Source organism: Pseudomonas tensinigenes (genome assembly GCF_014268445.2).
Lineage (GTDB): Bacteria > Pseudomonadota > Gammaproteobacteria > Pseudomonadales > Pseudomonadaceae > Aquipseudomonas > Aquipseudomonas tensinigenes.
Genome location: NZ_CP077089.1, coordinates 333,728 through 357,500 on the forward strand (window position 1 = coordinate 333,728; position 23,773 = coordinate 357,500).

The following is a 23,773-nucleotide window of genomic DNA, read 5'->3' on the forward strand; positions in this document are numbered from 1 at the left end:
GAAAGTGCCAGCCTAGGGAGAAAACGTAGGGGAAGGGCGGTACATAGTTACCACCTTCCACCAGCAAGTGGTGGAAGGTGGCAGTGGCTCAGTGTTGCTCGTCAGGCTTTTTTTTCAGTTTCGGATTGGGGAAGAACTGCACCGCCTGGACGGTCTTGTCCGCCGTCGGCTTGAGCGCGCTGGTGTTGACTCGCGTGCCCAACTCCTTGGGAACCGACAGGCCTTGTTCGTTCAGCGTATCCGAATAACCGCAGGCCACACATTCACGGTGCGGCACGCTGTCCTCGTTCCACATCATCAGCTTGTCCGGCTCGCTGCACGCCGGGCAGACTGCCCCGGCGATAAAGCGTTTCTTGGTAATCACAGGCCCCTCACTCATGCTGCCGCGTCCTCACTCAGGCCGCTGTGGCGCAACAGTGCGTCAATCGACGGCTCACGGCCACGGAAGTCGACGAACAGCACCATCGGCGCCTGCGAACCGCCGCGCGCCAGAATCGCTTCGCGGAAGGCGCGACCGGTTTCAGCGTTGAGCACGCCGTCTTCTTCGAATTTCGAGAAGGCATCCGCTGACAGCACTTCTGCCCACTTGTAGCTGTAGTAACCCGCCGCATAACCGCCGGCGAAGATGTGCGCGAAGCTGTTCGGAAAGCGGTTGTAGGCTGGCGGACGCATCACCGACACCTCATCACGCACGCCCTCGAGCACTTGCAGCGGACTGCGGCCGTCACCGTGGGTGGCGTGCAATTCGAAGTCGAACAGCGAGAACTCGAGCTGACGGACCATCATCAGGCCGGACTGGAAATTCTTCGCCGCGAGCATTTTTTCCAGCAGGTCCTGCGGCAGCGGCTCGCCGCTTTCGTAGTGACCGGAAATCAGCGCGAGGCCTTCCGGCTCCCAGCACCAGTTTTCCATGAACTGGCTCGGCAGCTCGACTGCGTCCCACGCCACGCCGTTGATCCCGGAAACACCGGCGTGATCCACGCGGGTCAGCAGGTGATGCAAACCATGGCCGAATTCGTGGAACAGCGTGGTCACTTCATCGTGGGTCAGCAGCGCAGGCTTGCCGCTGTCGGCCGGGGTGAAGTTGCACACCAGATTGGCCACCGGGCTTTGCAGCACGCCGTCGACGGTACGACGCCGATCGCGAGCGCCGTCCATCCACGCACCGCCTCGCTTGTTGGCGCGGGCATAGAGATCGAAGAAGAAGCGGCCGACGTGCTGACCGTTTTCCTTGATCTCGAACAGGCGCACGTCCGGGTGCCAGGTGTCGAAGCCTTTTTGCTCGGCGATTTCGATGCCGTACAGGCGCTGGACGATGGCGAACAGGCCGCCCAGCACTTTGTCGATCGGGAAGTAGGCACGCAGGGTTTCCTGGGCGACGCTGTAGCGTTGTTCACGCAGCTTCTCGCCGTAGAAACCGCTGTCCCAGCTTTGCAGATCGGCGCAGCCCTGTTCGGCGGCGTAAGCACGCAGCTGTTGCAGATCCTGCGCGGCGAACGGTTTGCTGCGCTTGGCCAGATCGCGCAGGAAGCTCAGCACCTGATCGCTGGACTCGGCCATTTTGGTGGCCAGGCTCAGTTCGGAGAAGCTGGCGAAACCCAGCAACTTGGCCAGTTCCTGGCGCAGGTCGAGGATCTCTTCCATCACCGGGCCGTTGTCGTTCTGGCCGGCATTCGGGCCTTGATCCGAGGCGCGGGTGCAGTAGGCGGCGTAGACTTCTTCACGCAGCGCACGATCTTGCGCGTAGGTCATCACCGCGTAGTAACTCGGGAATTCCAGGCTGATCAGCCAGCCGTCGAGGCCTTTGGCCTGTGCAGCGGCCGCCATCTGCGCCTTGGCCGAATCGGTCAGGCCGGCGAGGGCGGCTTCTTCGGTGACATGCTTGGTCCACGCCTGGGTGGCGTCGAGCAGTTGATTGGAGAAGCGGCTGCCCAGCTCGGACAGTTTGCTCTGCACTTCGGCATAGCGCTTCTGTTCGGCTTCCGGCAGGTCGATACCCGACAGACGGAAGTCACGCAGGGCGTGTTCCAGAATAGTCTTTTGCGCCACGTCGAAAGTGGCGGCTTCCGGGCTGTTGGCCAGCGCTTCATAAGCCTGGAACAGTTCGCGGTTCTGGCCCATCTCGGTGGAGTAGGCGCTCAGGGCTGGCAGGCACGACTCGTAGGCTTCACGCAGTTCGGCACTGTTGCACACGGCGTTGAGGTGGCTGACCGGGCTCCAGGCAGCGCCGAGGCGGTCATTGAGTTCGTCCATCGCCAGGACCAGGCCGGCCCATGTAGGGTTCTGGCCTTGAGTCTTGAGAATTTCGGCGATGGCGGCGCGGTTGTCGGCCAGGATCGTTTCGATGGCGGGCAGGACGTGTTCGGCACGGATCGTGGAGAACGGTGGCAGGTCGTAGGACTGCAGCAGAGGGTTGTTCACGCTCACGGTTGGCACCTTGGCTGGGGAAACATTGCCCCATCTTAATTACAATCGGCATTCACCGCAGCTATCGGCGACAGAGAGAGAAATTATCATGTCCGTTCGCAAGTACCAGAATCACACCCCCAGCCTGAGCAAAGGCGCGTTTGTCGACGCCTCGGCGGTGGTTATCGGCGACGTCGAAATCGGTGAAGACAGCTCCGTCTGGCCGCTGACTGTGATCCGTGGCGACATGCACCGCATCCGCATCGGTGCGCGCACCAGCGTCCAGGACGGTTGCGTGCTGCACATCACCCACGCCGGCCCGTTCAACCCGGACGGCTTCCCGCTGCTGATCGGCGACGACGTGACCATCGCCCACAAAGTCATGCTGCATGGCTGCACCGTCGGTAGCCGCGTGTTGATCGGCATGGGCAGCATTGTCATGGACGGCGCGGTAGTTGAAGACGACGTGATCATCGGCGCCGGCAGCCTGGTGCCGCCGGGCAAGCGCCTTGAAACTGGCTTCCTGTATGTCGGCAGCCCGGTGAAACAGGTTCGCCCGCTGACCGACAAGGAAAAAGCCTTCTTCACTTACAGCGCCGCCAACTACGTGAAGCTCAAGGACCTGCATCTGGCCGAAGGCTACGACACACTCTGAATCGAAATCGCGACCGCTCAGGAATACCCATGCATTACCAAACCGTACTGTTCGACCTCGATGGCACCCTGACCGACCCGCGTGAGGGCATCACCCGTTCCATCCAGTTCGCCCTCGCCAAGCTCGGTATCGATGAGCCTGATCTGACCAAACTCGAGCACTTCATCGGCCCGCCGTTGTTGCAGGCATTTATGCAGTTCTATGAGTTTGACGAGGCCAAGGCGTGGCAGGCGGTGAATTTCTATCGTGAGCGCTTCAAGGTAACTGGTCTGTATGAGAACCGCGTATTTGAGGGCGTGACGCCCTTGCTGGAAACCCTCAGTGGCCAAGGACGGCAGTTGTACATCGCCACCTCGAAGCCATGGGAATTTGCCCGCGAGATTGCCCGGCACTTTGATTTCGCCCGGCACTTCAAGGTGATCTATGGCAGCGAGCTGGACGGCACGCGGACCAACAAGGTTGAGCTGATTGCGCACTTGATGGCGGAAGAAGGGCTGGACCCGGCGAATACGCTGATGATCGGCGATCGTAAGCATGACCTGATCGGGGCGCGCAGCAATGGGTTGGATGCGGCGGCGGTCGGTTATGGGTTTGGCAGTTTTGAAGAGTTGAATGCCGAAGCCCCGGCTTATCACTTTGAAACGCTGGACGAGTTGCATCAGGCCTTTTTGCAGCGCTGATCAAATTGCTTTCGCGAGCAGGCTCGCTCCCACACTGGATTTGTATACGGCGCAAGTCCCCTGTGGGAGCGAGCCTGCTCGCGAAGGGGCCTGTTACGTCCTAGGTTGTGCCAGTGCTTTCAGCGCCGCTTTGCGCTCAGCCACCGGCAACCCACCCAACCGCTCAACCTCCGCATAAAACCTCAGCCAATCCCCCTCAACCTGCCTGAACAACGCCGCAAACGCCGGCACCCACTGGTCATACAGCCCAAACGGCAACAACCGCGCATTGTTCAGCGGCGCATTCACCCAGGCGTCATAACGCTTGTCCCCGGCCCACTGACTGTCCCTCATCAGCCGATAATCGCGGCGAAACTGCTCGAACTCGGCCGCTTTGCGTTCGCGCATCTGATCGATTGGCAGAGCCTGGGCATACAACTTTTCAAGCCTTGAACGCACATCAAGCACCAATTCAATGAACTGATCGCGTTGTTTCAGCCGTGAATCGGTATCCGCCGGCAACCCGCGAAACGCGCGCCACTGCCGCGTGCCTTCCTGTTCGACGAACGTGGCGAAGGACTCGTTGAACTCGGTGTCGTCTTTCACATAAAAGCGCTGATGCGCCAGTTCATGAAAGATCAGCGTGGCCAGGCGCTCATCGCCCCAGCCCATCATCGAGTTAAGGATCGGATCGTTGAACCAGCCCAGCGTTGAGTAAGCCTCAACGCCGCCAATCGAAACATCCATGCCCTGCAGGCGCTGAATCGCTGCTTCACCGCGCGCAGCGCTCTGGCTGTAGTAACCGCGATAGGCCACGCAACCGGCAATCGGGAAGCAATGGTTCTGCGGCGTCAGGGAGAACTCCTGAGTGGCGAACACATTCCACACCACATACGGTCGATGAATGTCGGCGTAAAGGCGATAGCTCTGGTTGTCCGGCAGGTGCAGATGCTCGCTGGCAAAGGCACGGGCCTTTTGTGACTGGGCCAGGTGCGCGCGCAGTGTCGCGTCGCGGCTCGGGTCGTTGATCACCTTTTCCACTGGCTCGCGCGCCCGCAGCAATTGCAGCTGACCGTTGGCCAACTGAGCGTAATAGCTGACGCTGGCGCAACCGTTGAGCAACAAAAACATCACACCCGGAAACAAAATCCGAAAAACGCGATCAAGTAACCCATGGCTTGCAAACGGCCTGATCACAATAAGAAATCCCCCGGAAAGTCTGCTCGCAAGACTATCCCGCCTTAAGGAGCACCGCTATGCGCATGTTGATGCTGACGGGAGGCCTGCTGACGCTGGCCGGTTGTGCCAATTTCGGAATGCCCGACCCTGATCCCTCGCAAGCCTGGATCGATCTCGATGCCCGGCAACAGGACACGACCCTGCAAGCGCTCAAGGTCGACAGCCAAGCCGCAATCGATAAACGATATTTCGAAGTACAGCCCGGCAGCCATGAATTGAAAGTGCGTTATCAATTCCCGGTTGAGGCGACCAACATCGGCCCTGACGCCGAGCCGTTGTGGCGCGATTGCCAGTTGAACGTGAAATTCAAGGATTTCAATGCTGGTCAGCGCTATCAGTTGCAGGCGGGCAGCATCGGTTTCCGGCCTTGGGCCAGGCTTTATGATGAGCAGCGCAAAGTCGTTGGGCAGGGCACACCGGCGGGCTGCCAGAAGACCTGATCGGCGGTATGCTGGATGTCCACATCAAAGGACATTGATCATGCGCAGGTTGACGTTGTTGCTGGTAGGAAGTGTGCTTGCCGGCTGTCAGAGCCCGCTGCCAGCGGTCGATCCGCAAATGGCCTGGGTCGACTTTTCGATGCCGACACCCGGTGGCAAGGTGCTGATGGCTGAACGCCTGGATAATCAGCGTCTGCGCGACGGGCGTTTTTTCCAGGTCACCCCGGGCAGCCATGAACTGACGGTGCGCTTCGATTTCGAGATTTTCGGCGGCGGTCAGGGAATGGATTCCGATCCGCAGGAGCGCCTGTGCTACATGACCGTGCCTTATGACCACTTCGAAGCCGGGCAACGTTACCGGCTCGAAGCACGGTCGCTGGCCTTCACGCCAAGCGCCCGATTGATCAATCGTCAGGGGCAGATCGTTGCCGAAGAACGGCAGATCAACTGCGTGCCTTAAGCGTTATCAGGAGTCGTTCTTCTGATAGATGATCGCTTTGGTGCCGTTCTCACACCAACCCACCACCATGGCGATGTCGTGTTTGGCCGCCTCTTCCTTGCTGACGATTTCCAGCGTGTACGAGGGCACGGCATTGGCCTGGATCTTGATTTCGATTTCTTTTCTCAGTTCTTCGCAGTCTTTCGGTGCTGCAACTACCGAGGTGGCCAGTGCACTGCAAAGGATCGCCAAGCCAATACGTTTCATGAGTGAAGCTCCCTGAGGCAGCGCGCACGGGTGTGCGCTGAAGCTGCTGTCGTGTATTCGATCATATTTTGACAGCGAGGGTTCTGCCTTCGCTCACAAGTTGTGCTGAAGGTTTCAAACCTTGTGTTGATTTTAAAATCACCTTCGCGAGCCTGCTCGCTCCCACATTGGAACTGTGTGCCACACGAATCCCTGTGGGAGCGAGCCTGCTCGCGAAGGCGCCAGATCAGTCAGCGCCGAATCAACTGACCAGCGAAGCCTCGAGGGTGATCTTCGCATTCAGTACCTTGGACACCGGGCACCCTTCCTTGGCCTTGTTGCTCAGCTCTTCGAACTGCGCCTGCGTCGCCCCCGGGATTTTCGCCTTGAGGATCAGCTTCACCGCGGTAATCGCGAACCCGCCATCGACCTGATCAAGGGTCACTTCCGCCTGAGTGTCGATGCTGTCAGCCTTGAGGCCCGCATCGCCCAAAATCATCGAAAACGCCATGGAAAAACAACCGGCATGCGCCGCGCCGATCAGTTCTTCCGGGTTGGTGCCCTTGCCACCCTCAAAGCGCGCCTTGAAACCGTAAGGTGCTTCTCTGAGGACCCCGGTTTCGGTGGAGATCGAGCCAATGCCGGTTTTCAGATCGCCTGCCCAATGTGCGGATGCTTTCTTCACGATAGCCATGTCTGCCTCCTCAAGATCTGACGCGGAAACGCCGCGCCGTCGTGGTTTTACTTGCAAGGCTTCTGAGGATAGACGCCGGAACAAAGTTCAGCCCGTCTGAATCGTTGACTTTTTTAGTAGGAAATTTCATCGCAGCTATTGAAACTCGGGTATATGCCCTCATTGCATAAAACACGCTTATGAATTCGGCAGGTTTTCGTTCGTATCAACAACCTGCCTCCCGACTCGGAGACGCAGGTTTATGAAGCAACTGTCCGACGTAAAATTTTCCACCCTCGATCTGGTGCCGGTGCGCGAGAACGGTAGCCCGGCGCAGTCGCTGCGCAACTCACTGGATCTGGCACAGCATGTCGAGAAATTCGGCTACACGCGGTTCTGGGTGGCGGAACACCACAACATGGACGGCATTGCCAGTTCCGCCACCTCGGTGCTGCTGGGTTATCTGGCGGGCGGGACGTCGACCATCCGCGTCGGCTCCGGCGGCGTGATGCTGCCCAACCATGCGCCGCTGGTGATCGCTGAGCAGTTCGGCACCCTGGAAAGCCTGTATCCGGGGCGGATCGATCTCGGTCTGGGCCGTGCACCTGGTTCCGATCAGATGACAGCTCGGGCGCTGCGCCGTGAACGCTCCGGCAGCGCTGATGATTTCCCTGAAGATGTCGCCGAACTGGTGCGCTTCCTTGGCCCGCGCACGCCGGATCAGCGCGTGATCGCTATGCCGGGCACGGGCACCAATGTGCCGATCTGGTTGCTTGGTTCCAGCCTGTTCAGTGCGCAACTGGCTGGTGAGCGCGGTTTGCCTTACGCCTTCGCCTCGCACTTCGCCCCGCGTTTCATGCACGAGGCGATTCGCGTTTATCGCAATCACTTCAAACCCTCGGCGGTGCTCGACAAGCCGTACGTGATGCTCGGCGTGCCGCTGGTGGCCGCCGATACTGATGAGCAAGCCGATTACCTGGCGACTTCGGTGTACCAGCGCATTCTCGCGTTGATGCGTGGGCAGAGCCTGGTGCAGCGTCCGCCGGTGAAAACCATGGACGGCCTGTGGCTACCGCATGAGCGTGAAGCGGTGGGTGATTTCCTTGGGCTCGCGATGGTGGGTAGCCCGCAGAAGATTCGCGCCAAACTTGAAGTGCTGATTGAGCAGACCCAGGCGGATGAGCTCATTTTCACCAGTGATTTGTATGAACACGCTGATCGTGTGCATTCGTACGAGTTGTTGGCGCAGGTGATGAAGGGCTGAAAGGCCAAAAAACACCCTCACCCTAGCCCTTTCCCGGAGGGAGAGGAGACTGACCGAGGTGTTCTTGCGCCCAACATCGACCTGAAAACTCCAGTCGTACTCAGGTTCTGAACAACTCCCGATCTGCTCCCTTTCCCCCTCGCCCCTCTGGGGGAGAGGGCTGGGGTGAGGGGGATCAATCTCAAACACACCACAAAACTTTCAGACACAAAAAAGCCGACGCCTTCACGTCGGCTTTTGCATTTCAGTCACGATCAACCGCGCTTGTAGACGATTTCCTTGGAGCCAGCTTCGCAGGTGCCAACGACGTCGCCACCAGCGGCTGCGCCCTTCTCGACGATCTCCAGCGAATACCCGGAAACGCCCTTGGCATCCAGCTTCGCCGCAATTTCGGCCTTCAGATCTTCACAAGGCTTGCCGGCAGCAAACGCACCACCCGCAAGGCTCAACAAACCTACTGCCAACATGAACTTCTTCATCGGTCGCACTCCCTGGTCGGATTAAAAGAGGCGGGCATCGAGCGTTCACTCGACGCACTCACCCTGTAGCGCTTTGCCATTCCTATGGCACTCGGCCAGCGCGCAAGTTCAGAAGACTAGACCAAACTCAGCTGCTGGCAATTTTGAAGCCCACTTTCAATGTCACCTGAAAGTGCGCTGCCTTGCCGTCCTTGATGTGACCACGGGTTTCGGTCACTTCAAACCATTCCAGGTTGCGAATGGTCTTGTTTGCTTCAGCAATTGCGTTGTTGATGGCGTCTTCGATGCTGCTGGTCGACGAACCGACCAGCTCGACTTTCTTGTACGTGTGATGGTCACTCATAACGATCTCCTTGGCGTGTGGAATTGAGACTAGCAGTGAATCTGCACTGTTGATTTCGGCGGCTTTGCGCGGGCGAAGTTCAGATTTTCTGCACTTTCTCAAACCGCTGAAGTCCCAACCAACACACGCCACTCATCACCAATGCAGGAGAGCCACCATGGCCAACACCTCTTTACGTAAAGCCTCGTTGCAAAGCATGGAAGCCGAGATCGAGAGTCTGCTCAAGTCGTTGGAAAGCCTGAAGGACGACGCTTCGGACGAGTCGCGCAAGACCCTCAAGGCGCTGAAAAGCAATGCCGAAAGCGCGCTGAAACATTCGCGTCACTTGCTCAGCGATGCCTATGAAGAAGTCAAAGTGAAAACCCGCGAAACCGGGATCGCCACCCGTGATTACGCCCAGGAGCATCCGTGGACGACGGCCGGTGTGGCGGTCGGTGCGATCGGTCTGCTCGCGGCTTACTTGCTGTTCAAGCGCGGCGAGTGATCGCTCTGGCGCAGCTCGTTCTTGAGCCATTGCGCCAGTTGCCGGGCGCGCCCGTCTGCGGCGCGTTTGGGTAGCCACAACGCCAGTTGCGCCGGGGTTTCACAGAAACCCCATGGCGCAACCAGGCGACCGGCCTTCAAGTCTTCCGTCACCAGCGGCTCCGGCGCGATGGCCACGCCCAGACCTGCGACGGCTGCTTCCAGCAAATAATACAAATGCTCGAAACCTTGTCCCAATTTCAACGCTTTTGCGTCGAGTGCGTTTTGCTGCGCCCAGCTTGGCCAGGCTTGTGGACGGGAAGTAGTGTGCAGCAGCGGTTCATCAAGCAATGCTGAGGCTGGCGCGCTTTGCAGGCGTTGGTAACCGTTGAACAATGGGCTCATGACCGGGCCGATGCGTTCTGCGGCCAGTTCATAGACCTGCATGTCCGCAGGCCATGGTGGCTCGGCGAAGAGCAGCAAGGCATCCAGTCCCGGACGTCGTGGATCGAGATCGCCTTCACCCGCCGACAGGTGCAGCCGCAAATCCGGCAGATCGGCATTCAATCGCCCCAAACGCGGAATAAACCAGCGCGCCAGCAGGCTTCCAGAGCAGCCGAGTACAAACGGCGCATCCGCCGTGCTTTGCGTCAATTCAGCGCAAACACTGCGCAAGCGATCAAACGCCTCGCCACTGGCATCACGCAAACGCATGCCGGCATCTGTGAGTTTCAAGCCGCGACCGTCCTTGGCGAACAGACTGACGCCGAGGTGTTCTTCAAGCACCTTGAGCTGACGACTGACCGCACCATGGGTGACGTGTAGCTGTTCGGCGGCTTGGCTGACACTGTTCAGCCGGGCGGTGGCTTCGAACGCGCGCAATGCGTTCAGCGGAGGAAGGTCGTGGCTCATGGTATCTGTGAGTTTTCCTGACAGGTTGTGGCGATCTTATCGGTTTTCAGTCTGGAAGGTCAGGGGTAGAGTGGTCGTCATTGTCTTTTGACCCGAATTCACCTGGAGCGACTCATGACCCAGACTTCGAACACCTCTGATCTGCGTAACGGCCCGGACGATAACGGCCTGTTCGGCTCGTTTGGTGGCCGCTACGTGGCGGAAACCCTGATGCCGTTGATCCTCGATCTGGCCCGCGAATACGAAGCGGCCAAGGAAGATCCGGCGTTCAAAGAAGAATTGGCCTACTTCCAGCGTGACTACGTCGGACGTCCGAGCCCGCTGTATTTCGCTGAACGCCTGACCGAATTCTGCGGCGGCGCGAAGATTTATCTCAAGCGCGAAGAGCTGAACCACACCGGCGCGCACAAGATCAACAACTGCATCGGCCAGATCCTGCTGGCGCGGCGCATGGGCAAAAAACGCATCATCGCCGAGACCGGCGCCGGCATGCACGGCGTGGCCACTGCCACCGTCGCCGCACGTTTCGGTCTGGATTGCGTGATCTACATGGGCACCACTGACATTGAACGTCAGCAAGCCAACGTGTTCCGCATGAAGCTGTTGGGCGCTGAAGTGATTCCGGTGGTTGCCGGCACCGGCACCCTGAAAGACGCGATGAACGAAGCCCTGCGTGACTGGGTGACCAACGTCGATAGCACCTTCTACCTGATCGGCACCGTGGCCGGCCCACATCCATACCCAGCGATGGTTCGCGACTTCCAGGCCGTGATCGGCAAGGAAACCCGTGAGCAGTTGCAAGCGCAGGAAGGGCGTCTGCCGGACAGCCTGGTGGCGTGCATCGGTGGCGGTTCCAATGCCATGGGCCTGTTCCACCCGTTCCTCGATGACAAGAGCGTCGAGATCATCGGCGTTGAAGCGGCCGGTTACGGCATCGAAACCGGCAAGCACGCGGCCAGCCTGAATGGCGGCGTTCCGGGTGTGCTGCACGGCAACCGTACTTTCCTGCTGCAGGACGACGATGGCCAGATCATCGACGCCCACTCGATTTCCGCCGGCCTCGACTATCCAGGCATCGGCCCGGAACACGCATGGTTGCATGACATCGGTCGCGTTCAATACACCTCGGTGACTGACGACGAAGCGCTGGATGCGTTCCACAAATGCTGCCGCTTGGAGGGGATCATTCCTGCCCTGGAAAGCGCCCACGCCCTGGCTGAAGTGTTCAAACGTGCACCGAAGCTGCCGAAGGATCACCTGATGGTGGTCAACCTGTCGGGCCGTGGCGACAAAGACATGCAGACCGTCATGCACCATATGGAACAGTCGAAGCAGGAGAAACACTGATGAGCCGCCTGCAAACACGTTTTGCCGACCTCAAAGAACAGAACCGCGCGGCGCTGGTGACCTTCGTCACCGCCGGTGATCCGGACTACGACACCTCGCTGGCGATCCTCAAAGGTTTGCCGGGTGCCGGCGCCGACGTGATTGAACTGGGCATGCCGTTCACCGACCCGATGGCCGACGGCCCGGCGATTCAACTGGCGAACATCCGTGCGCTGGGCGCCAAACAGAATCTGCTGAAAACCCTGCAAATGGTTCGTGAATTCCGCGAAGGCAACAGTGATACGCCGCTGGTGCTGATGGGCTACTTCAACCCGATCCACATGTATGGCGTTGAGCGCTTCATCGCCGATGCGAAAGAGGCCGGCGTCGATGGCTTGATCGTGGTCGACATGCCACCTGAGCACAACGCCGAGCTGTGCGACCCGGCGCAGGCTGCGGGTCTGGATTTTATCCGCCTGACCACGCCGACCACCGACGATGCGCGTCTGCCGAAAGTGCTTAACGGCAGCTCCGGTTTCGTTTACTACGTGTCGGTGGCCGGTGTGACCGGTGCCGGTGCAGCAACCCTGGAGCACGTCGAAGAGGCGGTGACCCGTTTGCGTCGTCATACCGATCTGCCGATCAGCATCGGTTTTGGCATCCGCACTCCGGAGCAAGCGGCGTCCATCGCGCGTCTGGCTGACGGTGTTGTGGTGGGCTCGGCGTTGATCGATCACATCGCCAATGCAACCACGCCTGCTCAAGCCGTCGACGGCGTGTTGGGCCTGTGCTCGGCACTGTCGGAAGGCGTGCGTAAGGCCCGTGTCAGCTGAAGGTAAAGTTCCTGATACAGAGGAATTAGCACCTCAAAGCACAGACTAATTCAGCAAGACCGAGGGCTTCAGAACATCGTTCTGAAGCCCTTTTTGCTGTTTGTGCTGTGAGGAAAGATTCGATGAAAATGCCGAAACGTCTGATGGCCGGACTGGGCGTGCTGATGATCAGCGCGACGCCGCTGCTGGCCAGCGCTGATCAGCGCGACGATCACGACCACGGCGGCCCGCAGCAGGGCCATTACGATAACCGTGGCGACAATCACGGTGATGATCACCGTGGTCCGCAGAGCGATCACCGTGGCGGCCCGCCGCCCCGTGACTTCGGACCGGTGCGCCAGACCATTCGCGACAATCATGGCTACTTCGTGCGCGGTGCACCGCCGCCTCCGGGGATTCATCTGGAGCGTGGCCGGCCGTTGCCGCATGGGTATTACGGTGAACGTCTGGACGGTCGCGCGTTGGGTCGTTTGCCGGTGTATCCGGGTTATGAATGGCGTCGGGCGGGGGGCGATATCGTGCTGATCGCGGTGGGCACCGGGATCGTCTACGAAATTCTCGATGGCGTTTTGTATTGATCCGCAGGCAATAAAAAAGACCGCAGCCAATGGCTGCGGTCTTTTTTTCAGGGCAGTTCCAGTCCGCCCGAGGCTTTGTGCAATTTGCGCAAATGCGCGCCGATCTGCTTCACATTCTCCTCGCTGGCGGCAATCTCGGCAGCGCGTTTGGGCTCCAGCAACTTGCGCACTTCTGCGTCCAGATCACCAGACAGTGCCAGCAGCTTCTTCTGCCGCTGGCTGCTCTCCGCTTCGAGTCGACTGAACTCGGTCGGCTGCGGCAATCCGTAACCCTTGGAATCGAGCAATTCTGCCGGACGGCTAAGGAACCCGCTGTTGGCGAGAATTTCCTGCAAGGTCGCGTTGGCCTTGTCCATGCCGCCGTTTTCCAGCTCGCGCGCACCGAGGTAACGCTGCTTGACCTCGTCTTGTGCCAGCAGCAATTGGCGGCGATAACTCGCCTGCTCCAGCAACAACAACGCGGCGCTGGTGCGCAGATCCGCACGCTCGAACCACTCACGGCGCTCTTCGGCTGTCAGTGAAAGCCATGCCTCAACGGTGTTCTGCTTGATCGGCAATTGCTTCTTCAGCACATCGAACATCGCCTGATAGCGATCGCGGAACGAGTCGAAGCGGTAACCCAGGCGCAACGCTTCTTTCGGATCATCCAGCACACTGGTGTCCGCCAGACCACGGCCCTTCATCACTTCCAGCAAACCGTTGGGCATGATGCTGTCCAGACCCACGAACTGGTTGTTGTTACTGCCGCTGCGCAACAGTTTCAAACCTTCCACTGCACAGTTGTTGGAGAGGAAGAAGTAGTTGCCGTCATAGCTCCAGTGCATCTCGGCCGCATGCTCGACGACGCCTTCGATCTCGTCGCGTGACAGGTTCAGCGGCACCGAGGCGAGGCTGCGCAGTTCGGTCTTGGTGTATTCGTCGATGACCTGCGCAAGCGGCAGCACGAACAGCCGCGACGGGTATTTGCCGACCAGTCCGTCCCAGCTCGACAGCTGCACGTCACCGACAAAGGCGCGGTAGGACAACACCAGATGCTGGTCCAGATCGAGTCGGCAATCCGGCCCACGCGGGCGGCCCGGCGCGCAAATCACCAGACGCAACATGCTGTGGCCCCAGCGGCTGACCCAGTTCTGATTGGCCTCGGCCAGCAGATAGTCGACGGCATAGACTCGTTCCGGATCGACTTGCCCCAAGGGTTGCTTGGCGAAGTCGTTGCCGGCATTGAGGAAGGAGAAGGTTTTGCTGCAGGCGTCCTTGGCCGGAGGAGCCCAGCCGAAGTGCTCCTGGTAATAGCGATACAGCGCCGGGCGACGGCAGGCATAGCTCGGGTCGAGGAGGAAATACTCCATGTTGACCGCGACGAACTCCTTGGGGCTGGAGATTTCGTACAGGTCCGGGCTGCGTGCGATTTGCCGGTTGTGTTGTTCGCGCTCACCCCGACGACCGACGTATTGCTGCCAACCGGCGAGGTCGAGCAGGCGCGGATCATCGCTGAGGGTGAAGCGCCGGCCGTTCTGGCCACGGCATTCATCGGGGATGCCGATCAGCCCGGCGCTGTTGAAGCGTCGAGTGCAACGCTGGATCAGCGTGCGCTCGGCACTCGGCCACAGGCGCGCGCGATCATAAATGTGGGTGATTTCATGCAGCACCGTGGCGAGCAGTTCCTGACGCACAGTGCCGTGGGGGCGATTGGTTTTTTCTTTGGCCGCACTGCCGTCAGTCAGGCTGGTGAGCAGTTTGCGATTCAGGTCGAGTTCGGCGACCAGCGTGGCTTGGCCATAGGCGTTGCTCGGCATGTCGTCGGTCCAGCCGACATCGATGCGCCGATCCAGCCGCTCGATAAAGCTCGGCGGCAGCTTTTGCATCGCCTCATCGATCAGCGCCTGGCTGGCCTGTTGTTGGGCGGGGCTCAGACCGTCGGTCTTGAGCCGCAATTGCAGGCCGGCGTGGGCGCTGTTGCCAAGCAGCAACAACGCCCCGGCCAGTAGCCAGGTGCCGAGTGACTTCACAGTGCGAGGATGGCTTCGGCGAGCACCTGATCACTGGCGTCACGCGCTTCCGGCACGCGAGTGCGCAAGGTATTGAACGCGGCTTCCAGCTGTGCGCCACGGATATCGCCATTGGACGCTACGAAACTGGCAGCGTCGTCGTGGGCTTCGCGGATGATTTTCGAATCGCGAATCGACGTGGTGGTGTCGGAAGTGAAATCGATGGTGCGCTGGGAGGCACGAACGATGATGTTACTGGTGGCTACCAGGGTGTGCGCCTGGGCCACGTCGGCCAACAAAAACAGGCCAAGGGCGGCAGCAATCAGCGGGCTACGCATGGAACGACTCCGAAGGGGCAAGGATAACGGGGATACGGGATAACTATTGGACGAGAATTGCTTCTGCCAGTTCAAGGTCGCTGACATGAAGTTTCGGCCGGGTTTTGCGCAGGTAATGCAGCGCGGATTCCAGACGAGCACCTCGCCATTCACCGTCACTGGCAACAAATGCGGCCGCGTCATCATGGGCGGCGAGCAGCAGTTTACGGTCGAAAGGCGCGGAAGACACCATGCTGGTGGCGTAACCACTGACGACGGTGCCTTGGGTCGACGCGTTGAAAGCATCAAAGGCATTGACCGGCGCCGTCCAGCAGGCGGTGAACAATAGGGAGGGGATCAGTAGATTTGGAAGAAAGCGCATCGGACTCGGTAATTTTTGGTGAGCCCAAAGGCTAGCGCAATGCCCGGGCCAGAGCCAGCGCCGAAACATCGGGACACGACGGGCGTGTCCCGATTTGCACCTGGCGCTTAGATCGTCAGGATGGCTTGCGCCAGTTGTGCGTCAGTGGCTTGCAGCTGTGGCGCCTGGTGACGGATGTGATCCAGTGCGCTTTCCAGTTTCACCCCACGGATTTCGCCTTCGCTGGCCACGAAGCTTGCAGCGTCGTCGCGGGCGGCAAGAACAATCTTGTCGTCACGGAACGACGAGGTGACGTCGGATGTAGCGTCGGACGAGGATTTCAGAGCGCCGACAACGGCGTCGGTGGTCACAATGAAGCTGGTGGCGCTGGCGTTGGCGGCCACGGCCAGCAGGGCGGCGGCACTGAGCAGACGAAGACGGGACATGATGTAACTCCTGTGGATAAACCGTAGAGAGAGGTGGCTCGGTATCTGAGGAGTCAGACGCCAGTGACACAGCATTCGCCACGTTCTGTATGGATATTAGGCGCAGAACCCGTTACCTAACCAGCACTCAGACGAAAAACCTGTAGGAGCTGCCGAAGGCTGCGAACTTGGGTTTTTTGAAGATCAAAAGATCGCAGCCTTCGGCAGCTCTTACAATTGTAATGGTCTGATTTCGAATTATGTGAACTGTACTGGTGTGGCTTTTTAAGAGCCCAAAACGACAAAACCCGTCGTGGTTTCCCACGACGGGTTTTGTTTGTTCAATTCGGGTTGCTGGCGGTGGGTCTAACGACCAGAGCCAGCGACGCTACTTAGCGCCAGAACGGCTTGCTCAGCTCTTCGTAGCGTTGTGCTTCGCTGATACCGGCGTCAGCCAGCAGACGCGAATCCAGGCGAGCCAGTTGATGGCGGCTGGAGATGCGGCGCTGCCACAACATCAGGTTGGCGATAACGCGCAGAGGCAGAGAAGCCTGGGTGTTTACAGCTTTATCTTCGAAGAACAGTTCGGAACTGAGTGTACGTTCCATGGTTGACATCCTTCCGCTTGTGGCGGGATCAGGTAGTGGTTTGACTGGTGCCCATGATCCTCTCGTTTGCCAAGTCTCTCTAGATACAGTTCAACTGTATTGTGAGTGACCAGTTAACTGTTTAAAGGTGGTGTACGGGTCAAAAATGCGCAAACTGTACCTGTCAGCACTAAATCGGTGCATTTTTGCTCGAATCACTCGGAAAGGTAGGCAAAGTCTGTAGGAAATGACCAGTACAGCAGTACAGTTTTTGTCAGGGGGGGAGACTTGAGAAAGTCCGCCGACGCAAACTGTGTTTGCGTCGGCGGTTTATCTGTGTGGATCAGACCGCGAGCATGCGCCCGGTTTCTTCCAGGTTGATGTGCCAGCTCAACGCTTCACGCAGGATGTGCGGGGTGTGGCCACCGATTGCACAGGCCTTCGTGAAGTAATCATTCAGCGCCTGACGGAAGTCCGGATGCACACAGTTATCGATGATCACCCGTGCACGCTCCCGTGGCGCCAGACCGCGCAAGTCCGCCAGACCTACCTCGGTCACCAGAATGTCGACGTCATGCTCGGTATGGTCAACGTGGCTGACCATCGGCACCACGCTGGAAATCGCGCCGCCCTTGGCGATTGACTTGGTCACGAACACCGCCAGATGCGCGTTGCGCGCGAAGTCACCGGAACCGCCGATGCCGTTCATCATCCGCGTGCCGCAGACGTGGGTGGAGTTGACGTTGCCGTAAATGTCGAACTCCAGCGCTGTGTTGATGCCGATGATGCCCAGGCGGCGCACCACCTCCGGATGGTTGGAGATCTCCTGCGGACGCAGCACCAGTTTGTCCTTGTACTTCTCCAGATTGCCGAACACGTCGCTGTTGCGCCGCTCCGACAACGTAATCGAGCTGCCCGACGCAAAGCTCAACTTGCCGGCATCGATCAGGTCGAAGGTCGAATCCTGCAGTACTTCGGAGTACATGGTCAGGTCTTCGAACGGCGAATCGATCAGGCCGCACATCACCGCGTTGGCAATGTTGCCGATCCCCGCCTGCAACGGGCCGAGCTTGTTGGTCATGCGCCCGGCGTCGACTTCCTGCTTGAAGAAGGTGATCAGGTGCTCGGCGATGGCGTTGGTATCGACGTCCGGCGTTGACACGGTGGACGGCGAATCCGACTGTTGGGTGATGACGATGGCGACGATCTTCTCCGGCGGAATCGGAATCGCCGTGCTGCCGATGCGGTCGTCGACTTTCACCAGCGGGATCGGCGTGCGCGTCGGGCGGTACGTCGGGATATAGATGTCGTGCAGACCTTCGAGGTTGGCGTTGTGCGCCAGGTTGATCTCGACGATCACCTGTTTGGCGAAAATCGCGAAGCTCGCCGAGTTGCCCACTGAAGTGGTCGGCACGATGTGGCCTTGCTCGGTGATGGCTACAGCTTCGATGACCGCGATGTCCGGCAGCTTCAGTTGCTGGTTGCGCAACTGCTCGACGGTTTCCGACAGATGCTGGTCGATGAACATCACCTCGCCGGCGTTGATTGCCTTGCGCAAAGTGCTGTCGACCTGGAACGGCATGCGCCGCGACAGTACGCCGGCTTCGGTCAGTTGCTTGTCGAGGTCGTTGCCCAGGCTGGCGCCGGTCATCAGGCTGATCTTCAGCGGCGTGACCTTGGCCCGCTCGGCCAGTGCGTGAGGGACTGCTTTGGCTTCGCCGGCACGGGTGAAACCGCTCATGCCGACGGTCATGCCGTCCTCAATCAGAGCGGCGGCGTCGGCGGCGCTCATCACTTTATCCAACAACGAAGGCAGGCGAATACGGTCACGGTACATGGATTATTATCTCGGGAAGCGAGTAGCAGGATGCGCAGTCTAGTGAATTTGACGGGCGCCTGTCCCGCTACCAAGGTCGCAAACGAGGCGTCTATTTAGCGGGTTTGAAGTAAAACACCGTTACTGGATCTGCAACAACGCGGCAAATTGTCCGACGTTTTGCGCAAACAAAAACGCCCCGACGAGTCGGGGCGTTCGCTATTGCAGCGGGGGTATTACTCGACCGCTTTGACCATGTCTTCGATTACTTTCTTCGCGTCGCCGAAGACCATCATGGTCTTGTCCAGATAGAACAGTTCGTTGTCCAGACCGGCATAACCGCTGGCCATCGAGCGCTTGTTGACGATGATGGTCTTGGCCTTGAACGCTTCGAGGATCGGCATGCCGGCAATCGGCGATTTCGGATCGTTCTTCGCGGCCGGGTTGACCACGTCATTCGCGCCGAGCACCAGCACCACGTCGGCCTGGCCGAACTCGGAGTTGATGTCTTCCATCTCGAACACCTGGTCGTAAGGCACTTCGGCCTCGGCGAGCAGAACGTTCATGTGCCCCGGCATACGGCCGGCAACCGGGTGGATCGCGTACTTCACGGTCACGCCACGGTGAGTCAGCTTTTCGGTCAATTCCTTCAGCGCATGCTGTGCACGCGCTACTGCCAAGCCGTAACCCGGCACGATGATCACGGTGTCGGCGTTGGTCAGCAGGAAAGTTGCGTCGTCAGCCGAACCGGATTTCACCGGACGTGCTTCTTTCGCCCCGGCCGGGCCTGCATCAGCTGTGTTGCCGAAACCGCCGAGCAGTACATTAAAGAAGGAACGGTTCATCGCCTTGCACATGATGTACGAGAGGATCGCGCCGCTCGAGCCCACCAAGGAACCGGCAATGATCAGCATCGAGTTGTTCAGCGAGAAGCCAATTCCCGCCGCCGCCCAGCCCGAGTAGCTGTTGAGCATCGACACCACGACCGGCATGTCGGCGCCGCCAATCGGGATGATGATCAGCACGCCCATCACGAAGGCCAGCGCCAGCATCAGCGCGAACGCGGTGAGGTTGCCGGTGAACATGAAGGTCAGACCGAGTGCCAGTGTTGCCAGACCCAGCACGGCATTGAGCTTGTGCTGACCAGCGAACTGTACCGGGGCGCCCTGGAACAGACGGAACTTGTACTTGCCCGACAGCTTGCCGAACGCAATCACCGAACCGGAGAAGGTGATCGCACCGATCGCAGCGCCGAGGAACAGCTCCAGACGGTTGCCCGCTGGAATCGAGTCGCCCAGCTGCTTGACGATGCCCAGCGATTGCGGCTCCACCACGGCGGCGATGGCAATGAACACTGCCGCGAGACCGATCATGCTGTGCATAAAGGCGACCAGTTCCGGCATCTTGGTCATTTCAACGCGTTTGGCCATGATCGAACCGGCGGTGCCGCCGACCAGCAGACCGACGATGACGTAACCGATACCGGCAGTGGCCAGCTCAGCACCCAACTTATAGATGAGGCCGACGGTAGTCAGAATGGCCAAGGCCATGCCGAGCATGCCGAACAGGTTGCCGCGTCGCGAGGTGGTCGGGTGCGACAGGCCTTTGAGGGCTTGGATAAAACAGATCGACGCGATCAGGTAGAGCGTCGTGACGAGATTCATGCTCATTACTTCGGCGCCTCTTCTTTTACTTTCGGGGCTTTCTTCTTGAACATCTCAAGCATGCGGCGGGTGACCAGGAAGCCACCGAACACATTGACCGCCGCCAGTGCCACCGCAAGGGTGCCCATGGTTTTGCCCAGCGGCGTGACGGTCAGTGCAGCAGCGAGCATGGCGCCGACGATCACGATCGCCGAAATGGCGTTGGTCACCGCCATCAACGGCGTGTGCAGCGCAGGCGTAACGTTCCAGACCACGTGGTAACCGACATAAATTGCCAGCACGAAGATGATCAGGTTGTAGATACCGGGGGAGATAAGCTCTTCCATCGTCTGAATCCCTGCTTAGGCGTTTTTGCGGATGACTTGGCCGTCGCGGCACATCAGGCACGCGGCGACGATATCGTCTTCGAGGTTGACGTCGAACTGGCCTTCTTTGGTGAACACCAGCTTGAGGAAGTCCAGCAGGTTGCGCGCGTACAGTGCCGAGGCGTCTGCAGCGACTTCACCGGCCAGATTGGTCGGGCCGCAAATGGTCACGCCATTCTCGATCACGACTTGATCAGCCACGGTCAGCGGGCAGTTGCCGCCCTGAGCAGCGGCGAGGTCGATGACCACCGAACCCGGTTTCATCTGCGCCACGGTGTCCGCGCTCAACAGCGTCGGTGCCTTGCGGCCCGGAATCAGCGCGGTGGTGATGACGATGTCAGCCTGCTTGGCGCGCTCATGCACAGCCTGGGCCTGACGCTGCATCCAGCTCGCCGGCATTGGCCGCGCGTAACCGCCGACACCGACGGCGCATTCGCGCTCTTCATCGGTCTCGTACGGCACGTCGACGAACTTGGCGCCGAGGGATTCGATCTGCTCTTTCACCGCCGGACGTACGTCAGACGCTTCGATCACCGCACCCAGACGTTTCGCCGTGGCAATCGCCTGCAACCCGGCCACACCGGCACCGAGAATCAGCACGCGCGCCGCTTTCACGGTGCCCGCAGCCGTCATCAGCATCGGCATGAAGCGTGGGTAGTGGTGAGCGGCCAGCAACACAGCCTTATAGCCGGCAATGTTCGCCTGCGACGACAACACATCGAGACTCTGCGCGCGCGAGGTGCGCGGCGCCGCTTCGAGGGCGAACGCGGTAATCCCGCACTCGGCCATCTTCGCGATGGTTTCGTTGTTGAACGGGTTGAGCATGCCGACCAGCACCGTACCGCGCTTGATCAGCGTCAGTTCGGCATCGCTCGGGGCGACCACTTTGAGAATCAGCTCGGCGCCAAACGCGTCATTGGCACTGCCAATGGTTGCGCCTGCCGCTTCATAGGCACTGTCAACCACACTGGCTTTAACGCCGGCGCCGGTTTGCACAGTGACCTTATGGCCTTGGCTGATCAGCTTTTTAATGGTTTCCGGGGTTGCAGCAACCCGTGTTTCACCGGTCTGGGTTTCGAGAGGAACACCAATGTGCACGTCAAATCTCCTGCGTGATCTTATTGAGTAAACCCATGCACTACGGATGGTGCGACTGGGGCGGCCGATCAGCACGATCCCGCCAAATCAGGGCGGGGCGCGGCATTTTGCAGGCGAACTTTATGCCCTTCAAGGGATTATGACGGGTGACGGAAAATTAACTACAAGTCATGCCGTGACCGAATGTCGCAGATGGCCAGCTGAATCCCTTGCAGGCCGTGCCTTGTAAGGATTCTGGCCGATTATGGAAAAATTTCTCATCGGTGACGTGAATAGGCAGCAATGTGTCGTTGATGAAGGCTCAAAGCCACGTCGTCAGGCGCTTGTGGGACGTCTGTACGACTTTCGGATACAGTCTGTTGAATTGCGACAATTAGTTATATCTGTAGGGCTTTGTATTTCCTGACTACGGGGTTAGTTATCTTTGTAAGCCTTTATCCTTCTAGGTTGTAGCTCTGCGCCTGGCTTACCAGCCAGTCACGAAATGCCCTGAGTGATGCTGATTCGACCTTCCGCTCCGGAATCATCAAGTAATAGGCCTTGATGCTGGAGAGGGCCTGCGGGTTGGCAATCACCAGACGCTTCTCTGCAAGTTCGCGCTGAATCAGGAACGGTGGAATCAGCGCGATCCCCATGTCGTGCATGGCCGCTTGGGCGAGCATGGAGAATAGCTCGTAGCGGGGACCTGTCATGTCGCGGGGGATATTCAGGTGTTGCGAGTTGAACCATTGGCGCCAGGCGTAGGGGCGGGTGGTCTGCTGCAAAAGCGGTAGCTCGGCAATCTCGTCGGCTGTCAGATGAGTCTTGTTGCCGAGTAGGGCCGGGCTGCACACCGGCATCGGATTCTCGCCCATCAGTCTGTGGGATTCGGTACCGGACCAGTCGGCATCGCCGAAGTAGATCGCGGCATCGAATTCGGTATCGGCAAACAGGAAGGGCCGGGTACGGTTGGTCAGATTGACCGTGACTTCCGGGTGCTTGAGCTGGAAATCCTTGAGTCGCGGTAGCAGCCATTGCGTGCCAAAGGTTGGCACCACCGCCAGTTCGATCACGTTGGTGCCTTGCTGGCCCATCACTGAAAGCGTGTCGCGCTCAACCGCATCGAGTTGCGTCGCGACGCGGCGGCTGTAGGAAAGTCCCGCCTCGGTCAGTTTCACGCCCCGCCGCGAGCGTCGGAACAGTTCCACACTGAGGAACTCTTCAAGGCTGGCAATCTGTCGGCAAATGGCGCCTTGGGTGAGGGAAAGTTCTTCGGCGGCCCGGGTAAAGCTCTCATGGCGCGCGGCAGCTTCGAAGCTTATCAGGGCGGTTGTACTCGGGATCTTTCTGCGCATGTACATCAACCTCACTAATGCGCCGCATAAAAGGCATTTCGCGACGTTTCGGAGTGAGAAATTAGCACAACAGAATGCGAAATCCTCGTTTGCCGCGGCGGCGAACCGCGCCTAGGATCAATGCCACGTTAATTCACCCGATTTGCGAGGACACACTCATGGGCGGTAAAGCTAGCTTCAACTGGATCGATCCCCTGCTGCTGGATCAACAGCTCACCGAAGAAGAGCGCATGATCCGCGACACCGCCGAGCAGTTCGCTCAACAGAGCCTCGCTCCGCGTGTTCTTGAAGCCTTCCGTCATGAGAAAACTGACCCGGCGATCTTTCGCGAGATGGGCGAAGTCGGCCTGTTGGGCGCGACCATCCCTGAACAGTACGGTGGCAGCGGCCTCAACTATGTCAGCTATGGTCTGATTGCCCGTGAAGTCGAGCGGGTCGATTCCGGCTACCGCTCGATGATGAGCGTGCAGTCGTCGCTGGTAATGGTGCCGATCAATGAATTCGGTACCGAAGCACAGAAACAGAAATACCTGCCGAAGCTGGCTTCCGGTGAATGGATCGGCTGCTTCGGCCTGACCGAGCCAAACCACGGTTCCGATCCGGGCGCGATGATTACCCGTGCACGTAAAGTCGACGGCGGCTACAGCCTGACCGGCGCGAAGATGTGGATCACCAACAGCCCGATCGCTGATGTGTTCGTGGTCTGGGCCAAAGACGATGCTGGCGACATTCGCGGTTTTGTATTGGAGAAAGGCTGGAAAGGCCTGAGTGCTCCGGCCATCCACGGTAAGGTTGGCCTCCGTGCCTCGATCACCGGCGAAATCGTTATGGATAACGTGTTCGTGCCGGAAGAGAACATCTTCC

Annotated in this window: 28 protein-coding genes (1 of these 28 only partly in view); 10 read left to right on the top strand and 18 right to left on the bottom strand. The window is 59.2% G+C overall.

The features are described from left to right. Positions 1 to 88: 88 nt before the first annotated feature. Together HU718_RS01510 and prlC are read right to left on the bottom strand one after the other, a co-directional pair. Positions 89 to 379: a YheV family putative zinc ribbon protein gene (locus HU718_RS01510; RefSeq protein ID WP_016983445.1), complete on the bottom strand. Its 291-nt coding sequence runs from the start codon at positions 377 to 379 to the stop codon at positions 89 to 91. After that, positions 376 to 2,427 (bottom strand): oligopeptidase A, encoded by a 2,052-nt coding sequence (gene prlC / locus HU718_RS01515; RefSeq protein ID WP_186613127.1) that lies wholly within the window; start codon positions 2,425 to 2,427, stop codon positions 376 to 378. Before prlC ends, HU718_RS01510 begins: the two co-directional genes overlap by 4 nt. Positions 2,428 to 2,515: 88 nt before the next feature. On the opposite strand from prlC, the gene HU718_RS01520 reads away from it, so the two are divergent. Then, positions 2,516 to 3,061: a gamma carbonic anhydrase family protein gene (locus tag HU718_RS01520; RefSeq protein WP_186613125.1), complete on the top strand. Its 546-nt coding sequence runs from the start codon at positions 2,516 to 2,518 to the stop codon at positions 3,059 to 3,061. Positions 3,062 to 3,090: 29 nt separating this feature from the next. Beyond that, entirely contained in the window at positions 3,091 to 3,741 is a 651-nt protein-coding gene (locus HU718_RS01525; protein ID WP_150708352.1) for an HAD family hydrolase, read from the top strand. 93 nt (positions 3,742 to 3,834) lie between these two features. Here HU718_RS01525 and HU718_RS01530 read toward each other — a convergent pair whose 3' ends face one another. Next, the gene (locus HU718_RS01530) at positions 3,835 to 4,917 is read right to left on the bottom strand and encodes an aminopeptidase (RefSeq protein ID WP_186613123.1); all 1,083 of its coding nucleotides are present in this window, start codon (positions 4,915 to 4,917) and stop codon (positions 3,835 to 3,837) included. Positions 4,918 to 4,976: 59 nt separating this feature from the next. Here HU718_RS01530 and HU718_RS01535 point away from each other — a divergent pair, with 59 nt between their 5' ends. Together HU718_RS01535 and HU718_RS01540 are read left to right on the top strand one after the other, a co-directional pair. Continuing rightward, positions 4,977 to 5,399: a PA0061/PA0062 family lipoprotein gene (locus HU718_RS01535; RefSeq protein ID WP_150708354.1), complete on the top strand. Its 423-nt coding sequence runs from the start codon at positions 4,977 to 4,979 to the stop codon at positions 5,397 to 5,399. A 40-nt stretch (positions 5,400 to 5,439) separates the two neighbouring features. Then, positions 5,440 to 5,859 carry a PA0061/PA0062 family lipoprotein gene (locus HU718_RS01540; protein ID WP_150708355.1) on the top strand — a complete coding sequence of 140 codons (420 nt, stop codon included), beginning with the start codon at positions 5,440 to 5,442 and terminating at the stop codon, positions 5,857 to 5,859. A 6-nt stretch (positions 5,860 to 5,865) separates the two neighbouring features. Here HU718_RS01540 and HU718_RS01545 read toward each other — a convergent pair whose 3' ends face one another. Beyond that, positions 5,866 to 6,105, bottom strand: a complete 240-nt coding sequence (locus HU718_RS01545; RefSeq protein ID WP_186613121.1) for a DUF1161 domain-containing protein — start codon at positions 6,103 to 6,105, stop codon at positions 5,866 to 5,868. A gap of 241 nt (positions 6,106 to 6,346) precedes the next feature. Beyond that, a complete protein-coding gene (locus HU718_RS01550) occupies positions 6,347 to 6,778 on the bottom strand; it encodes an OsmC family protein (protein ID WP_034152273.1) in 432 nt (143 codons plus the stop codon). Positions 6,779 to 7,019: 241 nt separating this feature from the next. On the opposite strand from HU718_RS01550, the gene HU718_RS01555 reads away from it, so the two are divergent. Continuing rightward, on the top strand, positions 7,020 to 8,021 hold the full coding sequence (locus tag HU718_RS01555) for an LLM class flavin-dependent oxidoreductase (RefSeq protein WP_186613119.1): 1,002 nt from the start codon (positions 7,020 to 7,022) through the stop codon (positions 8,019 to 8,021). Between the two features lie 254 nt (positions 8,022 to 8,275). On the opposite strand, the gene HU718_RS01560 is transcribed toward HU718_RS01555, so the two are convergent. Together HU718_RS01560 and HU718_RS01565 are read right to left on the bottom strand one after the other, a co-directional pair. Further along, entirely contained in the window at positions 8,276 to 8,500 is a 225-nt protein-coding gene (locus HU718_RS01560) for a DUF1161 domain-containing protein (protein WP_150708357.1), read from the bottom strand. Positions 8,501 to 8,627: 127 nt separating this feature from the next. Then, the gene (locus HU718_RS01565) at positions 8,628 to 8,843 is read right to left on the bottom strand and encodes a dodecin (RefSeq protein WP_016985551.1); all 216 of its coding nucleotides are present in this window, start codon (positions 8,841 to 8,843) and stop codon (positions 8,628 to 8,630) included. Positions 8,844 to 9,000: 157 nt separating this feature from the next. Between HU718_RS01565 and HU718_RS01570 the strand changes: the two genes are divergently transcribed. Beyond that, positions 9,001 to 9,327, top strand: coding sequence for an ElaB/YgaM/YqjD family protein (locus tag HU718_RS01570; protein WP_007911686.1), 327 nt, complete (start codon positions 9,001 to 9,003; stop codon positions 9,325 to 9,327). On the opposite strand, the gene HU718_RS01575 is transcribed toward HU718_RS01570, so the two are convergent. After that, positions 9,300 to 10,217: a LysR family transcriptional regulator gene (locus HU718_RS01575; protein WP_186613117.1), complete on the bottom strand. Its 918-nt coding sequence runs from the start codon at positions 10,215 to 10,217 to the stop codon at positions 9,300 to 9,302. The genes HU718_RS01570 and HU718_RS01575 overlap by 28 nt on opposite strands. Before the next feature lie 114 nt (positions 10,218 to 10,331). Here HU718_RS01575 and trpB point away from each other — a divergent pair, with 114 nt between their 5' ends. The 3 genes from trpB to HU718_RS01590 all read left to right on the top strand — a co-directional run bounded on the left by trpB (position 10,332) and on the right by HU718_RS01590 (position 12,954). Then, positions 10,332 to 11,564 carry a tryptophan synthase subunit beta gene (gene trpB / locus HU718_RS01580; RefSeq protein ID WP_150708359.1) on the top strand — a complete coding sequence of 411 codons (1,233 nt, stop codon included), beginning with the start codon at positions 10,332 to 10,334 and terminating at the stop codon, positions 11,562 to 11,564. Then, positions 11,564 to 12,376, top strand: a complete 813-nt coding sequence (trpA, locus tag HU718_RS01585) for a tryptophan synthase subunit alpha (protein WP_077575228.1) — start codon at positions 11,564 to 11,566, stop codon at positions 12,374 to 12,376. The genes trpB and trpA overlap by 1 nt, the downstream gene beginning before the upstream one ends. A 122-nt stretch (positions 12,377 to 12,498) precedes the next feature. Next, on the top strand, positions 12,499 to 12,954 hold the full coding sequence (locus tag HU718_RS01590; RefSeq protein WP_186613115.1) for an anti-virulence regulator CigR family protein: 456 nt from the start codon (positions 12,499 to 12,501) through the stop codon (positions 12,952 to 12,954). A 47-nt stretch (positions 12,955 to 13,001) separates the two neighbouring features. Here the strand turns inward: HU718_RS01590 and HU718_RS01595 are convergent, their stop codons facing one another. From HU718_RS01595 to HU718_RS01640, 10 genes are all read right to left on the bottom strand, one after another. Further along, the gene (locus HU718_RS01595) at positions 13,002 to 14,963 is read right to left on the bottom strand and encodes a DUF7844 domain-containing protein (RefSeq protein WP_186613113.1); all 1,962 of its coding nucleotides are present in this window, start codon (positions 14,961 to 14,963) and stop codon (positions 13,002 to 13,004) included. Further along, positions 14,960 to 15,280 (bottom strand): DUF2388 domain-containing protein, encoded by a 321-nt coding sequence (locus HU718_RS01600; protein ID WP_150708362.1) that lies wholly within the window; start codon positions 15,278 to 15,280, stop codon positions 14,960 to 14,962. The genes HU718_RS01595 and HU718_RS01600 overlap by 4 nt, the downstream gene beginning before the upstream one ends. A gap of 43 nt (positions 15,281 to 15,323) precedes the next feature. Beyond that, complete coding sequence (locus tag HU718_RS01605) at positions 15,324 to 15,641, bottom strand: DUF2388 domain-containing protein (protein ID WP_122596922.1); 318 nt, start codon at positions 15,639 to 15,641, stop codon at positions 15,324 to 15,326. Between the two features lie 107 nt (positions 15,642 to 15,748). Then, complete coding sequence (locus HU718_RS01610) at positions 15,749 to 16,066, bottom strand: DUF2388 domain-containing protein (protein WP_007911658.1); 318 nt, start codon at positions 16,064 to 16,066, stop codon at positions 15,749 to 15,751. A 371-nt stretch (positions 16,067 to 16,437) separates the two neighbouring features. Then, complete coding sequence (locus HU718_RS01615) at positions 16,438 to 16,653, bottom strand: DUF1127 domain-containing protein (protein WP_007911656.1); 216 nt, start codon at positions 16,651 to 16,653, stop codon at positions 16,438 to 16,440. A gap of 322 nt (positions 16,654 to 16,975) precedes the next feature. Then, positions 16,976 to 18,469: a succinyl-CoA:acetate CoA-transferase ScpC gene (scpC, locus tag HU718_RS01620; RefSeq protein ID WP_186613111.1), complete on the bottom strand. Its 1,494-nt coding sequence runs from the start codon at positions 18,467 to 18,469 to the stop codon at positions 16,976 to 16,978. A gap of 215 nt (positions 18,470 to 18,684) precedes the next feature. After that, entirely contained in the window at positions 18,685 to 20,118 is a 1,434-nt protein-coding gene (locus tag HU718_RS01625) for an NAD(P)(+) transhydrogenase (Re/Si-specific) subunit beta (RefSeq protein ID WP_007911651.1), read from the bottom strand. Beyond that, positions 20,118 to 20,438 (bottom strand): NAD(P) transhydrogenase subunit alpha part 2, encoded by a 321-nt coding sequence (locus tag HU718_RS01630; RefSeq protein WP_003187417.1) that lies wholly within the window; start codon positions 20,436 to 20,438, stop codon positions 20,118 to 20,120. The genes HU718_RS01625 and HU718_RS01630 overlap by 1 nt, the downstream gene beginning before the upstream one ends. Positions 20,439 to 20,453: 15 nt before the next feature. Next, the gene (locus tag HU718_RS01635) at positions 20,454 to 21,575 is read right to left on the bottom strand and encodes a Re/Si-specific NAD(P)(+) transhydrogenase subunit alpha (RefSeq protein WP_129387228.1); all 1,122 of its coding nucleotides are present in this window, start codon (positions 21,573 to 21,575) and stop codon (positions 20,454 to 20,456) included. A 434-nt stretch (positions 21,576 to 22,009) separates the two neighbouring features. Continuing rightward, a complete protein-coding gene (locus tag HU718_RS01640) occupies positions 22,010 to 22,909 on the bottom strand; it encodes a LysR family transcriptional regulator (RefSeq protein WP_150708366.1) in 900 nt (299 codons plus the stop codon). Positions 22,910 to 23,067: 158 nt separating this feature from the next. Here HU718_RS01640 and HU718_RS01645 point away from each other — a divergent pair, with 158 nt between their 5' ends. Then, positions 23,068 to 23,773: the 5' portion of an acyl-CoA dehydrogenase gene (locus tag HU718_RS01645; RefSeq protein ID WP_007953903.1), read on the top strand. It continues 476 nt past the right edge of the window; only the first 706 of its 1,182 coding nucleotides appear in the window; the start codon lies at positions 23,068 to 23,070; the stop codon falls past the right edge of the window.